General features: G+C 61.1%; 16 protein-coding genes and 1 tRNA gene. 6 read left to right on the top strand and 11 right to left on the bottom strand.

What is annotated here, in order from left to right:
- Nucleotides 1–45 precede the first annotated feature (45 nt).
- Nucleotides 46–426, top strand: a complete 381-nt coding sequence (locus tag ABID58_RS31995; RefSeq protein ID WP_354036889.1) for a hypothetical protein — start codon at nucleotides 46–48, stop codon at nucleotides 424–426.
- Nucleotides 427–515: 89 nt separating this feature from the next.
- On the opposite strand, the gene ABID58_RS32000 is transcribed toward ABID58_RS31995, so the two are convergent.
- Nucleotides 516–803 carry a hypothetical protein gene (locus tag ABID58_RS32000; RefSeq protein WP_148753902.1) on the bottom strand — a complete coding sequence of 96 codons (288 nt, stop codon included), beginning with the start codon at nucleotides 801–803 and terminating at the stop codon, nucleotides 516–518.
- On the opposite strand from ABID58_RS32000, the gene ABID58_RS32005 reads away from it, so the two are divergent.
- Nucleotides 802–1,323 (top strand): hypothetical protein, encoded by a 522-nt coding sequence (locus tag ABID58_RS32005; RefSeq protein WP_354036873.1) that lies wholly within the window; start codon nucleotides 802–804, stop codon nucleotides 1,321–1,323. The genes ABID58_RS32000 and ABID58_RS32005 overlap by 2 nt on opposite strands.
- Here ABID58_RS32005 and ABID58_RS32010 read toward each other — a convergent pair.
- The 4 genes from ABID58_RS32010 to ABID58_RS32025 all read right to left on the bottom strand — a co-directional run bounded on the left by ABID58_RS32010 (nucleotide 1,320) and on the right by ABID58_RS32025 (nucleotide 3,357).
- Nucleotides 1,320–1,517: a hypothetical protein gene (locus ABID58_RS32010; protein WP_354036874.1), complete on the bottom strand. Its 198-nt coding sequence runs from the start codon at nucleotides 1,515–1,517 to the stop codon at nucleotides 1,320–1,322. The genes ABID58_RS32005 and ABID58_RS32010 overlap by 4 nt on opposite strands.
- 139 nt (nucleotides 1,518–1,656) lie before the next feature.
- Nucleotides 1,657–2,007 carry a GrlR family regulatory protein gene (locus ABID58_RS32015; RefSeq protein ID WP_148753939.1) on the bottom strand — a complete coding sequence of 117 codons (351 nt, stop codon included), beginning with the start codon at nucleotides 2,005–2,007 and terminating at the stop codon, nucleotides 1,657–1,659.
- 378 nt (nucleotides 2,008–2,385) lie between these two features.
- Nucleotides 2,386–2,523 (bottom strand): hypothetical protein, encoded by a 138-nt coding sequence (locus tag ABID58_RS32020; protein ID WP_354036875.1) that lies wholly within the window; start codon nucleotides 2,521–2,523, stop codon nucleotides 2,386–2,388.
- 537 nt (nucleotides 2,524–3,060) lie between these two features.
- Entirely contained in the window at nucleotides 3,061–3,357 is a 297-nt protein-coding gene (locus ABID58_RS32025) for an HU family DNA-binding protein (protein WP_027531020.1), read from the bottom strand.
- Nucleotides 3,358–3,806: 449 nt separating this feature from the next.
- Here ABID58_RS32025 and ABID58_RS32030 point away from each other — a divergent pair, with 449 nt between their 5' ends.
- Together ABID58_RS32030 and ABID58_RS32035 are read left to right on the top strand one after the other, a co-directional pair.
- Nucleotides 3,807–3,992: a hypothetical protein gene (locus tag ABID58_RS32030; protein WP_148753900.1), complete on the top strand. Its 186-nt coding sequence runs from the start codon at nucleotides 3,807–3,809 to the stop codon at nucleotides 3,990–3,992.
- 173 nt (nucleotides 3,993–4,165) lie between these two features.
- The gene (locus tag ABID58_RS32035) at nucleotides 4,166–4,474 is read left to right on the top strand and encodes a hypothetical protein (RefSeq protein ID WP_354036877.1); all 309 of its coding nucleotides are present in this window, start codon (nucleotides 4,166–4,168) and stop codon (nucleotides 4,472–4,474) included.
- A 201-nt stretch (nucleotides 4,475–4,675) separates the two neighbouring features.
- Here the strand turns inward: ABID58_RS32035 and ABID58_RS32040 are convergent, their stop codons facing one another.
- The 3 genes from ABID58_RS32040 to ABID58_RS32050 form a co-directional block, all read right to left on the bottom strand.
- A complete protein-coding gene (locus tag ABID58_RS32040) occupies nucleotides 4,676–4,840 on the bottom strand; it encodes a hypothetical protein (RefSeq protein ID WP_187435161.1) in 165 nt (54 codons plus the stop codon).
- A 6-nt stretch (nucleotides 4,841–4,846) separates the two neighbouring features.
- On the bottom strand, nucleotides 4,847–5,053 hold the full coding sequence (locus tag ABID58_RS32045; protein WP_354036879.1) for a hypothetical protein: 207 nt from the start codon (nucleotides 5,051–5,053) through the stop codon (nucleotides 4,847–4,849).
- Nucleotides 5,054–5,221: 168 nt separating this feature from the next.
- The gene (locus ABID58_RS32050) at nucleotides 5,222–5,902 is read right to left on the bottom strand and encodes a transposase (protein ID WP_148753897.1); all 681 of its coding nucleotides are present in this window, start codon (nucleotides 5,900–5,902) and stop codon (nucleotides 5,222–5,224) included.
- 415 nt (nucleotides 5,903–6,317) lie between these two features.
- Between ABID58_RS32050 and ABID58_RS32055 the strand changes: the two genes are divergently transcribed.
- Nucleotides 6,318–12,041, top strand: a complete 5,724-nt coding sequence (locus tag ABID58_RS32055) for a cadherin-like domain-containing protein (protein WP_354036880.1) — start codon at nucleotides 6,318–6,320, stop codon at nucleotides 12,039–12,041.
- Nucleotides 12,042–12,110: 69 nt separating this feature from the next.
- Nucleotides 12,111–12,186, top strand: a tRNA-Ile gene (locus tag ABID58_RS32060).
- Nucleotides 12,187–12,294: 108 nt separating this feature from the next.
- On the opposite strand, the gene ABID58_RS32065 is transcribed toward ABID58_RS32060, so the two are convergent.
- From ABID58_RS32065 to ABID58_RS32075, 3 genes are all read right to left on the bottom strand, one after another.
- On the bottom strand, nucleotides 12,295–12,591 hold the full coding sequence (locus tag ABID58_RS32065) for a transposase (protein ID WP_354036882.1): 297 nt from the start codon (nucleotides 12,589–12,591) through the stop codon (nucleotides 12,295–12,297).
- A 125-nt stretch (nucleotides 12,592–12,716) separates the two neighbouring features.
- Nucleotides 12,717–13,388, bottom strand: a complete 672-nt coding sequence (locus ABID58_RS32070; RefSeq protein WP_354036883.1) for a hypothetical protein — start codon at nucleotides 13,386–13,388, stop codon at nucleotides 12,717–12,719.
- Between the two features lie 79 nt (nucleotides 13,389–13,467).
- Nucleotides 13,468–14,233, bottom strand: a 766-nt coding sequence (locus ABID58_RS32075; RefSeq protein ID WP_354036885.1) for a hypothetical protein, incomplete at its 5' end; no start/stop codon positions are given.

The following is a 14,233-nucleotide window of genomic DNA, read 5'->3' on the forward strand; positions in this document are numbered from 1 at the left end:
CCTGATTTGCCGTCGCGTCAGCTGCAACATCTGCAAGCGACAAGATTGTTGACGCTGTTATCCACCGCCGCGCAAGTCGCGGGCGGCGATAGGGCGGCAATTTTTTCCGGCCATCGCTTATCACAATCCTGCAATGCCGCCTCCCCATTGACGCCCCAATCAGAAGCGCCAATGCATGTGTTGACGCGACTCAACGTGATTGCGGCGGCAGTGCTTGAGTTCAGCAGTGCACATATACTCAGGTGTAGTGGGGGATTTGACATGACCGAAGACGAACAACGCAAGATCCGCGAACGCGAAGAGATCGCCGCCCGTGTCGCCGCTTTCCGTGCCACGCAGGAAAAATTCAAGCGCGAGCGCGAGGAGTATTTCGTCTCGACGCTCGAGAACGCCCGCAAGGTGGAACGGCCCTCACTCTGGCCGTAAGACGTCGCGAAAGGACGCACACGAAACAAGACCCTGCGCCTACGAAAAAGCCCGGAGCACCGCTCCGGGCTTTTTCGATTCTCCGGCCGTTACCAGTGACGGTAGTAACGGTGGTATCGGTAGTACGGTCCACCATAATAGGCGTACGGGCCGGGGCCGTAGACGTAGGCCGGGCCGCCATAGTAGCCATAGCCCGGACCGTAATAGTCATAGCCATACGGATGCGACGCGGCGATGGCGCCTGCGGTGATCGCACCGGCGGCCAAGCCGAACGCCAGGCCCGGGCCAATGTGGCGCGCCTCGGCAGGCGCAGGGGCCGCGACAGCGGTTACGCCGACGGCTGCGACGGTGGCGAGGACTGCGAGTGTCTTCTTCATGATCTCCTCCTTCGCATCTCGCGGAGACAACGCGGACCATCGGGGATGGTTCGTCTTCGGTGGAACCGCGCCGCGCAGAAAAGTCTCGTGTGAAGAGGAACAATATCGGGACGCGCGGATTGGACCTGCAAGTGTGGAAGCCTCCGCCATCCGGGTCGAGGCGACAGCACGACGACCCCGTCAGCATCTCCGCGGTGCTGGCGGGGTTTTTATCTGTGTATTGCTGGCCAGTATTCGCAGGCTTGTTCCCAAATCCAACGCGCGGCATTACGACGAGCTCGCCCGCGCCATTGCCGAGTTCCTCAAGGATTCGCCCTTCGGCGGAATCGGAAGTCGGGAACAAGCGCGCCGCGCACACGTTGAGGTAGTCTTCCCGCAAGAGGAGAGGCGCATCATGCCTGCCTGGCTCGAAATATTGCTCAACCTGTCCGGCTATGCCGGGTTCGTGGCGCTTGCGACCCGCGGCGCCGCATGCCGGCAGGAGTCCGCCGACGATGAGGTCTATGGCAGCAAGCGCTAGTTCGCGTGCGGCGGCTGTCCTGCCGTGCGCACCAGCCGGTCGGCCTTGACCGCAACGCGCGTGTCCTCGACCTCGGGCCGCAGCGAAAAGCTGATCACCACGAAGGCGAGACAGAACAGCGTGCCGACGACAGCGACACGGCGATAGGTCTGGCGGTCGCCCTGATAAAATGACGGTTCTAGAAATGGGGTCATTGGCAAAAATCGGTTTCTTGTTGTCTTTGCCGGACTCCTATCCCAAGGCGCGGCAAGCGCAACGCGATTGAGCTTTTAACCTAACCGAATAGGGTTATCGCGATCGCTGCAAGCTTTCGTTAGGAGACAGCGGAGCGTCTCAGGCCTCGGCCAGCCACTTCAACGACGCGCGAAATCCGAGGCTGCGATGGCCCGCGACCAGCACGGTGCCGTACACTTCGGCCCCCTCCTCGCTGAACGTGCCGGAGAAGCCGCTGGTCGCCTCGGCGCCGGCGAACAGCGGCCTGACAAGCGGATCGGCGAACGGCGAATGCTGGTTGGTGGCAAGCTCGCCCTTCCAGGTGCCGTTGCCGACTGTGTAGGAGCCGCGCGACCAGAAGTAGGGTCCGCCGCCGAGCAGCACGCCATCGCGCAGGATCAATACGCCGCTGTCGCGGCCCTTCACGCCGTCGAGCATGTGGATGTGGATGGAGTAGAGCCCGTTCTTCATGGCAGCGCCCACCGTGGCCTGGGACGATAGCGCGGCGCGCGGGGAGCGTCGAGCCGGCAGCCTCTCGTCCTTCGGTGACCGGCTTTGTTCGGGCTTCGCCGCCATTTCGTTCCCGGAGAACGAATCGGAATCGACGAAATCGGAACCAGGCAACTCCTAACAATCGGTTTGCGTCGCGCCAACCGATGCTCGGGTCACATCGCCGTTGCGGACGGCGCTCGCGACGGCGGCGCTTGCGGCACGGACGAGCACGCGCAACTTGTTCTGCAAACGACTCCATTTCGTTCCCGAAGAACGAATCGGAGTCGCGAAAATCGGCGCGATGCGATTCCTAACGATCGATGAAGCGAAGCGCCGTCACGCCTACAGCGCGAAAGCTCAGGCCGCGCGCTTCGCGTTGCTCTTCTCCGAGAAGCATTCCAGGATCTGGATGCGGAGCTCTTCCGCGGCCGGGCCCTCGAGCTTCCTGAGCTGGTTCCAGAGCCGGATCACTTCGCGCTGTTTCTCGACGGTCATGAGTCACCTCCAAAGCGGGTGACTCACTAGAACAAAATGAGAACAAAAAGTCCAGTCCTCGCGCAAAATTTCACGGGCATGTCGCGCTGACCATTTTCGGCGCGCCGAAGACCCATGGACGCCAGCGATTTCAGCGCCCGGTCACATGGCAGCGCCGCGAAGGACGAACATAGTCCGTCACCGCGGCGCGGTTGCTTTTTGGATCTTCAACCTTAAGTGAAGCACGATCTCGAGTTTGAGATGGCTGACGGCCAGGCGCTGAAATCCCAACGCCGTCAGCGAGAGAGCCCCGTGCGCAAGCGCGGGGTTTTTCTTCTTGGAGATCGGACGATGACTTGCGGGGACGGGCGAGCACGATCTCTCTTTGCGCGGTGAACTTTTTCAGTGCTGGCGCGTCTCATAAAGGAAGCTTTCCCCAGGCTTCACCCCCATCAGAAAACCCCGCTCCCCCCAAGGCGGGGTTTTCCCCTTTTATCGGCATCACGCCGGCGGTCCGCGCGCTCAAGGCGCACGCAGACGGTGCGCGATCGCCGTGGATCAGACCGAGTCCTTGGCCACCTTCAGCGGCGAGGCCTTGACCGATTTGCTCGCCGGCTTCGCAGCAAACTGCATCGGCTCCTTGGTGAAGGGATTGACGCCCATGCGGGCTTCGGTCGCAGGCTTGTTGACGACCGACATCTTCACGAAACCGGGAATGACGAACTCACCGGACTCGTTGAGCTCCTTGTAGCCAACCGTCGCCATGTATTCGATGACCGACTTCACGTCGTTCTTCGCAAGCTGCGTGCCTTCCGCAATTGCATCGATCAATTGGGTCTTGGTCATCTTCGCCATGTCTGGATTTCCTCTGAATTGGATGCGCGCGAGCGGCGACGGTGCTTGGTCCGGGAAGCGGTAAAACTACGCGGGCTACGCGTCAGTTCATGCCTGTCGGCCACGAAGCAGCCGGGCTTAGAACCCATTGAGGCCGAAAACGCAAGCAGCAGTTCGACCTGAGTTCCGTCATGTTTCCGCCGGAGAGTGCTGGCTGTGGCAACGGCAAATCGAATTCCACAGCATCCCTAGAGAGTTCTGCCAACCCGCGGACGCATCCGCGCTCGCGCGCGACCAGGTCTCCCGAGACACACGGGCAAGCGCGGCAGCACGCGATCAAGCGCGCCCGCCTCGCCGCGTCATGCTCATGCCCATGCTCACTGGCTCAGACCGAGGACCGGTCGAGACCGTTCCTCGCGATGACCGCAATCAAGGGTTCTCTTTTCGGACCATCTCCTGCATAATGCTGCATGGCAAAAATAAAAGTGACCTTCAGAACCGCCCGGATTGCAGACAACGAGTGGAAAATCCTGGCTGATTACCCCGACCACGAGCAGCGCCAGATTACCGGCTTCACCAGCAAGGCAGATGCCGACGACTGGATCAACGGCGACCGCAAGATCGCCTGGCTCCGTTCCCAAGGCTATGCCAAATAAGGCTACGCCAAATAGGGCTACGGCAAGTGAGCTAGCCGAGTGAGGTAGCCGGGTGAACACGTGAGATTGCGTCACCTCGCCGTGAAACTTGTGACTCGACAGACATTGTTCAGATTCTGGTAACCCAACGCATCCACTCTCCATTCAGTATCGTTGCGTTGGAGTACCCCACAGTGCTGGATTTTGACGAGCTGCGTGAACTCGCGGCCGATGTTCGTGTGTTTGTCGATGTCGCCGAAGACAAGGCCGAAGCGCTCAGGGCGGTCATCGGCGCCTATGACGTGGTGCTGGCGATCTTCCCGTCCGGAGACGGCATGGGCCTCCACGTCATCAAGGGCAAAGAGATCCTGGACAAGATCACGACATCGCGCACGCACGCGGCCTACAGCCACACGGCGATCGCGGTTCCCGACCTCGAGCATGCAGAAGTGCTGAAGCTGCTGACGACGGCGGCGCCGGACGTGCAGCGGATTGCAGCTTAAGCGCAGACTTCTGCCAGCGACATCGACGCAGCCGTACGCACTGGTTGTGACCTCCGGAACGAGGGCCGCGTCGGAGACGGCAAGCCGCCGAAAACGACGAAGCACGGCACCGGCCACTCAAGCCGCTTTTCGAAAGCCGCTCCCGGCGATGCCGGGGGCGGTTTTTCGCATTTCGGATTGGCGCTGCCGGAACGTCTCGCTTCAGTGTCCCCACAACGCGGCCGTCAGGCCGATCGCGATGAAGCCAAGACCGATGATCGCAGTCGCGATTTCGGCGGCGTTTTCCAGACTGAACAATTTGACGATGGCGGTGCCGACCGCACTGAGGACGATGTCGAACACCAGGCTGAGCAAGGCGTCAAGCATGGCCGCTCATCCTGCCTTGCCTTGGCGGACGTCATGCACCACGTCGCCGATGGTGCTGCCCACCACAATTGCGGCGACGACAGGCCAGCCGGCCGACGCCAGCAGGATGGCGCCGTAGCGCATCTCCTCGTCCGGGTGTTTGAAGCTATCGACGGCGGCAAACAACAGCACCGCGATCAGGCAGCCGACGACATATCGTTTGAACCAGCTCACGGCGAAAGACCTCGTTTCCAGGCATTCGTCGCGTCACACGCCACGCTGGTTCATCGGGCGGGCCATCCCGCCCCTCGCCGGCAGGACTGTGCCGACGATCACGCATGCGTGGCCACGAATTTCGGTGACAGTGCACTCAATTCGAATTTCGGTGACAGTGCACTCAATTCACTCGTCGTCGCCGCCCTGCTCGTCCTGCGGCTTCGGTCCGCGCTTGGCTGCTTTTAGAGGCCGCCCGGTCAGCCGCTCGAGGCGGGCGAGGAAACGATCATTTCCGAGCGGCCGGCCGATGCTTTCCGCAGCGCGCAGCCGGTCGAACAGGTCCGTCTCCGGCGTGCCGTGGAGCAGGTCGGCGAAACGCGGGAAACGCTCCCTGATCGGTGCAAGCGCAGTCACTCCGTCGTCCTTGCCGCGCAGATGCGCACGCGTGCTCGACCAGCGCCAATCCTGCGCCCGCTGCACCAGGCGGGCGCGCACCGGGTTGAGCGACACGTAGCGCAACGCCGCCGCCAGATGCTCTTCGTCCATGGCCACCGCGCCGAAGCGCCCCTGCCAGAAGTGCCCCGTGCGCTTGCGCCGCGCCTGGATCACGCCCGCATAGGACCGGTGCACGCGTGCAAGTGCGCGGCGCAGCCCGTCCGTGTCGGACGGGACCAGAACGAGATGCACGTGATTCGGCATCAGGCACCACGCCCACACCTCGACCCCGGCCGCCTGGCAATTCTCCGCGAGCAGGTCGCGATAGAGCGCATAGTCGTCATCGCCAAAGAACGTACGCGCCCGGCCATTGCCGCGCTGGGTGACATGGTGAGGATGACCTGGAATGACGACACGGGCAAGACGGGCCATACCCCATCATGACCCCAGAGCCGCGCGATGTCAATTTAGTGCACTGTCACCGTAATTTGCGACCGTCGGCAATGGATGCGTGATCATCGGCGTCAGCGTTTAGTATGTCACCGGTGCAGCCGCGGCTCCGATGCCCGTTCAATCGGCGCTAGCGCCGAAAATTTCACCATCTCCGATGCCGCCGGCGAAATGACAGGGCAAGGCACCTCGCCGCGCAAGTGTGGCCTCACTGTGTCGTGACCGGCGTGGGCGGCAGCCGTTGCCCAAATCGGACCGAACTCAACCGAACGGTGGAGGCAGCGGCCGCCCGTTTCAGATTGAGTGTTTCTGCTTCGCCGCATCAGACGCAAGCGCGTGCGTTCCGTGTGCCGACCAAGCCGTTGACGGATCAAATCGCGAAGGCCTGGACGGAACGATGGCCCGGATACCGAACGCGATCGAGTTCAATTTCACCAATCGGATTGCAGGAAATAAGATGGCTGGACCGAACGACGCACAAGGCGAAATCGTACGCATTTCAAGCGCTCAGGATGGAACGCCGGCTAATAGTGATACCTACTTCAGCGGCTTTTCACCGGATGGTACCAAGGCGCTCCTCGCGTCCTACGCAACCAATCTGGTTCCGGGGCTGAACCTGATTCACGGTAGCGCTCGGTTTTATGTGAAGGATCTCACTACGGGCGCAGTGACTCTCGTCTCGTCACCCGGAGGAACCGATTCGGCCTCTTTGGACTCTGACGGCTCAGGCAGTTTCGGGACCAACGACTCCGTTATCTTCTCGTCGTCCTCCGACAAGCTCGTACCAGACGATACCAATGGTGTGTCTGATATCTTCGAGAAAGACCTCACGACGGGCGCGATCACGCGGTTGTCGACCACCGCTTCGGGTGTGCAAGCTAACGGCCTGAGTAGCAGTGGAGTCCTGTCGCCGGATGGACATCGGCTTCTATTTTCTTCTTTCGCTTCGAACCTTGTTCCCGGAGATACGAATAATTCGCTGGACGTCTTTATCAAAGATCTCGGCACAGGCGTGATCACCCGCGTTTCGACGACGAGTAGCGGGACCGAACTCAATGGCGGGGTTTCCGGAAGTCAGATCCGCTGGAACGCTAATCAGCTTTTTTTCACAAATGACGCCACGAATGCCAGCGCCGGCGATAACAATGGGGCGACGGATCTCTTCGTCAAAGACTTGACGACTGGAAGCGTCTCTCGAATTTCAGACGCCGCTGATGGAGTTCAGGCGAATGGGTCTATCAAGGCTTTCAGCGTTTCTCACGACGGCACAAAAGTCGCGTTCTGGTCGGACGCCAGCAACCTTGTCGCCGGCGATACCAATGGCGTTGCGGATCTTTTCGTCAAGGATCTCAAGACTGGGATAATCACGCGCGTCTCCACGACCTCCGATGGAAGCCAAACCGATTCCGGGGTCTTCGCGAGCCAATATGCACCATCGTTCTCTGCCGACGACAGCAAGCTCGCCTTCATGTCCCTGTCCGGCGACCTTGTTCCAGGCGACACCAATGGTGGCCGCGACATTTTCATCAAGGACCTCGTCACGGGTGCCGTCACTCGCGTATCGACGGCTGCCGACGGATCGCAGGGCATTTATCAGAACCCGGACGGAAACTTCACCTATCCTGGCGGCTTCTCGCCCGACGCCAGCATGATCGCCTTTTCTTCGGAAGAAAGTGGCCTCGTGGCGGGTGGCAACCCGACCTCCCTCAATGAGGTCTTCATCAAGACGCTGCACCCAGCGCCCGGCACGGCGGCGGACACATACGTTGCGAGCTATAGCGCGCCGCTCAAGGTGGATGTGGCCCATGGCCTGCTCGCCAACGACTCCGTGGCGGCCGGCGAGAGCACCCTGGCGGTCACCTCCTTTTCAGACGCCAAGCACGGGCGGGTCGACCTGAACCCGGACGGGTCATTCACCTACACGCCAGATGGGACTTTCATCGGGACCGACAGCTTCACTTACAAGGCTGGCGCCGGCTACCAGTCGAGCCAAGACACCACCGTCACGATCAAAGTAACCGGCAATATCGAGCGGGTGGATACGCAAGCGGATGGCAGCCAGGCCTATTTCGGCGTGTTCGCCGGAACACCCGTCTTGTCGTCGGACGGAAGGTATGCCGCCTTCGTCACGAACTCCTCCGATCTCGCGCCAAACCCCTATGCCGCCGCGGCTCAGGTCGTGCTCAAGAACCTGGCGACCGGCGCCCTGACCATTGTCTCCGGCCCCGAGGGTGGCGACAGTCCGGTGTTTTCCCCCGATGGAACGAAAGTCGCTTTCTCGTCGGGTGACCGCAACATCATCGTCGATGATCTCGTTTCGGGCACATCCACCGTGGTCTCGACGACCCCGGGCGGGACGGTTGGTGTCGGGTTCAGCTACTCTCCGGTCTTCTCGCCCGACGGCAACAGCATCCTGTTCAGATCGTCAAGCTCCGACCTCACCAACAATTTGGCCGGCGACCTTTTCGTCAAGAACCTCACGACCGGCACCATCACCCGCGTTTTGACAGCGGCTGATGGAACGCCTGCCGACGGGCAACTGGTCGGCTCACTCGAGCCCGGATATTCATTTTCGCCCGATGGCAAATGGGTCGTGTTCGCATCCACCGCCGACAATCTCGTCGCAGGGGATACCAACCACGGATCCGACATCTTCGCCAAAAATCTCCAGACTGGACAAGTTATCCGCGTCTCCACGACGGCCGACGGTGCGCAGGCCTACGGCGATTCTGAATTGCCTGTGTTTTCTCCGGATGGAAAATCCGTGGCTTTTCAGAGCGACGCCGAGAACCTTGTCCTCGGCGATACCAACAAAGCCCCGGATATTTTTATCAAGAACCTGGAAACGGGCGCGATCACGCGGGTTTCGACCGGTGCGAATGGAGAACAGGGGACGACAACCGCGACCGCGTATTATGAATATCCGGTCTTCTCGCCCGACGGAACGCGGATCGCCTTTGTCTCGACGGACGCCAATCTTGTGCCCGGCGTCGGCAACAGCAAAGGTGACATCTACGAGAAGAATCTCGTGACGGGAGCGATCAGGCTCGTCTCCGACGACTCCTTCGGGACGGACGGAAGCGGCTGGTCGACGAACCCCACCTATTCCGCCGACGGAACGAAAATCAGCTTTGTCTCCTACGCAGCCAATCTCGTGCCGGGCGACACCAATGGAGCGGGCGATGTCTTCATCAAAGACCTGACCAAGTTTCCCTACGATCCATCACATCCGGTCGACGTCGCACCGACGCTCGCCAGCATCAGCCCTGCAGACGAGGCGACCAATGTCGCGGCAGCCGCCGACATTACCTTGAATTTCGACAAGACTGTCCATGCTGGCCACGGCACGATCACGATCACAGGCGACGCCGGCGACGTGCGCACGATCGACGTCACCGACGCCAATCAGGTCATCTTCTCCGGTACGACCATGACGATCAATCCGACCGGCGATCTTGCGGGTGGGCAGACCTATCATGTCACATTCGGGGCCGGTGTCGTGGTCGATGCCGCAGGCACTGCGTTTGCCGGTCTCTCCAGCGGCACGCTTGATTTCACCACGGCAGTGCCGCCGCCACCCGAGACCGACGGCAAGGTGGTCGATGGCTATCTGTCAGGCGCGACGGTTTTTGCCGACGCCAACGATGACTTGTTGCTCAGCCCCGGCGAGGTCTCCACCCACACCGGTGCGGACGGCGCTTTCACGCTCGTCGGCGGGACGGGGGTGTTGGTGGCGACCGGCGGGACCGATGTTTCGACCGGCCTGCCGTTCGGGGGGCTGCTTCTCGCTCCCGCAGGTTCGAGCGTGCTCACGCCGCTCACGACGCTCGCGACGCTGCTGAGCGTCGGGACGGTGCTGACGAAGCTTGGCTTGCCGACCGGTTTCGATCTCCTGCACGCCGACCCGGTCGCGCAGGCGGGCGCCGGCAACGCGGATGCAATCGCCGTGCTGATCGCCGGCGCACAGGTGCAGGACACGGTCTCGTTGATCGCGGCCGCGCTCGTCGGTTTGGGCCAGGACCCGAGCGAGACGGCGTTCAACGCGATCCGCGCCGTCGCGGGACAGTTGAGCACCCAGAGCGCCGTCGACCTCACGAGCGTCGCGCAACTGACCGCAATGGCCACTGCGGCGGGGGTCAGTGAGGCGGTCGCCGATGCTGTCGCGCATGTCGCGGCCGCGACCAATACGAGCCTGGCGCACCTCTCCACCTCGCCGACGGTGTTAGACGACGTGGCGTTCGTGGAAACGGCGGTCCAGGGAAGCGCGGTGGACGCCGTCACGCAGGCGGGGAGCGACCCCGTGCTGCTCAACGCCGTGGTCGCGGCCTTTGCGGATGGCGTCGAGACCGGGAATGGGTTGCCCACCGCGGGCGGCGATCACGTCACCGCACAGGAACATACGCCGCTCGTCATATCGGCCGCCGCACTTATCGCCAACGACACCGATCCCGACGGCGACACGCTGAGCCTGGTCAGTGTCGGTCACGCGACCCACGGCGACGTGGTGTTCGATGCCACCAATCAAACCGTCACCTTTACGCCGGATGCCGGCTACAGTGGCGCCGCGGCGTTCGACTACACGATTTCCGACGGCCATGGCGGCCTGGCCACGGCGACGGTCGGCGTCACCGTCGCCATCGCGACACCCGCGGCTCCGACGCTGACACTTGCCCACGATTCCGGCGCGTCCGGCACCGACCGCGTCACCAACGATGCAACCATTGCGGTCGCGGCGGTCCCCGGGGCGACACTCACCTATACGGTGGATGGAAGCGTCGTTGCTTCCTATGACCCCGCTGGCCTCACGCAGGGCGTCCACCACGTCAGCGTTACCCAGACCAATGCCGCCGGATCCGTCTCGGCCGCCGGCGAGATCGAGTTTACTTACGACACCGTGGCGCCGGATCTCGCATTCGCCGCGCCAACCGGACCCACCATCACGGACAGGCCAACCGAAATCTCCGGCACCGCCGGGCTTGAGGATTCCGGGCGGACCGTCCAGATCAGCGAAGGCGGATCGGTGCTCGGCACCGCGATTGTAGGCTCCGACGGCAGCTGGCACGCTGATGTCACGCTCCACGGTGTCGGCGATCACACGCTGGTCGCGTCGGCCACCGACCTCGCGGGCAACACGGATCAGATCTCGACCACGCTGTCGGCGGCCGCCAATGGGGTGCCCACCGCGGGCGGTGATCACGTCACCGCACAGGAACATACGCCGCTCGTCACATCGGCCGCCGCACTTCTCGCCAACGACACCGATCCCGACGGCGACACGCTGAGCCTGGTCAGTGTCGGTCACGCGACCCACGGCAACGTGGTGTTCGATGCCGCCCACGATACCGTCACCTTTACGCCGGATGCCGGCTACAGTGGCGTCGCGGCGTTCGACTACACGGTTTCCGACGGTCATGGCGGCCTGGCCACCGGGACCGTTGGCGTCACCGTCAAGTCAGGCACCACCGGGGGCGGCTGGGGCGACGTTCACTACACTTCGTTCGATGGATTCAAATTCAATCTGCAGTCGACTGGCGATTATGTCATCGCCCACGCGACGTCAGGCCCGGAATTCGAGATCGAGGGACGCGCTGAAAATCTGGGGCACACCGGGGTCAGTTATCTGACAGCCGTCGCTGTCGAGGCGGGCGACCACCTCATTGTGTTCGACGAGGTCAAGCCGAGCACGATGCTCGTCGACGGCCATGCCGTCACGTTCGCGGTCGGCGACCGCCTCGACCTCGGAGATGGTGTCGTCATCGGCAGGGCGACAGCGACGACGCACCAGATCGAGACATCGCTCGATTTCGTTCAGATGACCGATCACGGCAGCTATCTCGATCTTTCCGTGCATGCGGGAAGCGCCCGCGGGCCCGGCAGTTTCGAGGGATTGCTCGGCAATCTCGACGGCAACGCCAGGAACGATTTCGGCCTTGCCAATGGCTCGTGGCTGGTCAATCCAAGCACCAAGGTAATCGAAGGGCTGTTTGCGGATGCCTGGCGGGTTGGACCGCAGGACAACATGCTCGTGAGCCTCGGCAACGAAACTTTCGCGCAAAGGCTAAGCGATGCGACACATGATCATGCGTCGGCGATCTCCGTACACGACTGGCACATGATCTGAGCGTTTGCCAAAGAGATCGCGGCCCGTTCCGATTGACCGGGCAAGCATTCCCGCAGCCGGATCGCGGCGGGGCCTGTGGCTCAACGGTTATAGCCGGCCGCTCATAACGGTCTGGTTGCAGGTTCGAGTCCTGCCGGGCCCACCACGCTTCCCAACCGCAAGGCCGACCACGGCTCGCGCCCGCAACTCAAATATCGAAAACACCCCCCGTGCAAAGTAACAGGGGGCGCCGGCATGGATGCTTTTGGGCGGATCAGAAGTGCCCCGTGCGCTTGCGCCGCGCCTGGATCACGCCCGCATAGGACCGGTGCACGCGTGCAAGCGCGCGGCGCAGCCCGTCCGTATCGGACGGGACCAGAACGAGATGCACGTGATTCGGCATCAGGCACCACGCCCACACCTCGACCCCGGCCGCCTGGCAATTCTCCGCGAGCAGGTCGCGATAGAGCGCACAGTCGTCATCGCCAAAGAACGTACGCGCCCGGCCATTGCCGCGCTGGGTGACATGGTGGGGATGACCGGGAATGACGACACGGGCAAGACGGGCCATGCCCCATCATGACCGCGGAGCCGCGCGATGTCAATTTAGTACACTGTCACCGTAATTCGATGTCAATTTAGTGCACTGTCACCGTAATTCTAATTCCCAACGCAGCCTCATCGTGCCGTTGAACTTTAGGTCTGCTTGATTTCGAAGTCGAGGGCCAGCGGCAGCGACAGGCGCCTCATGACGTCGATGATTCCCTCGTGCAGAGGGAGAGATAGATCGCGGCCAATATCTTCATCGCCGCGGTTACAACGAAGACCATCTGCGATGAGTCTGCCGACAGAGATCGGATCGGCTACGAACATCAGTAAGGGCTCAGATGACTGAGGAGCTTTTGTGCAGACCACACCGTTATTCTCATATATCCAAATGTAGGAAGAGCCAGGTGACCGACGGTACATCCGCTTCGATTGGTTGCCCAGGCGCCGCGACTCTCCGCTTTTGAGCAAAGAGGTTCTGCGCTTGGCCTGCACCAAGACTCCTTTGCTTATTGGAGCGAAAAGCGTTTCGTTTCGAACGAGGGATAAATAGAGGTCGCCACCATTGTTCTTTTCCTGCGCACGCCTGAACTCTTCGATGTGCACTTCGAGCATAAGATTGGCCACGGTGATCGGATCGTTGCGCAGCGTGCTGATTATGGCCTCCGCCAGCCTAGACGTAGTATTTTCCTCGTACCTTTCCAATCGATAAGATTCTATCGCAATGCCATTGACGATTTCATCGACCCGCTCCGCCGTACGGCTTAACAGTTCCTCAAGGGGATCGTGAAAGGTCGTACCCGTTGCTGTTATTGTGCTCATTATGGTGGGATCTTGCTAACAGGAAAATCATATCTGAGTACGGTGACGGTGCTGGACTGCACCTCGGGAATGGCGTCTGCTACACGCCAGTGTGCCAGGGCTTTGGAATCTTTAGTCCCTCGAATTTGCCTCCAAGCAAATATCGACCGGCGTTCGCAACGAACGAGATGAATACATAGACCGCTGCCCAACTGGCATAGGGCGATTGTAAGTAAATCACATAAACCGAAATGAATATCGAGGCCACAAAACCGAAGCCTGTTAGCGAGAGCCTACCTACCTGATCGGTGCGCCTAGCGATGATATCGGACGATTGGAGGGTGTGCTTTGCTTGAATTTCGATCAGTTCCTTTTGACGCTCCCACTCGGCCTTCCCGGCTCGACTGAGTGTCTGCTGATATCGGATGTTAAGGCGCACAGCTATTTGCTGGAACGTGTCGTAGATCTTTGTGTCGTCGTCCGGCAACTCTTCAACAAACCGCGTAGCCAGCTCTTTGTAGCGGTCCTTGACCCACACCTCCCACACCAAGCTGTCGGCGATCTGAGTAGGTCCGTAAATTTCTAGAACTTTGTCGCCGATGCCAACGTCTTCTACTAGCTGGGAGATTGCGAGTTCCTTTGAACTGATCGGCTTTTTTACCTGCTCAGCATCCGCCACATTCACCCCCTGACTACAACTTAAGGTGATAGTACTCTTGAGAAATTTAACGACAAAGTAAAGCGCCCCCTTCGCCTTGATACCGGGAATTACGGAATTACGGTGACACCCATTAGCCGGCCGGTCGTCAAGATGACGAGCGCATTTTTTTTGGCAGCGCAAGCTGCCAAATCTTTCGCTGGTCGCT

The sequence above is a fragment of the Bradyrhizobium sp. S3.2.6 genome (genome assembly GCF_040546885.1).
Taxonomy (GTDB): Bacteria; Pseudomonadota; Alphaproteobacteria; order Rhizobiales; family Xanthobacteraceae; genus Bradyrhizobium; species Bradyrhizobium cytisi.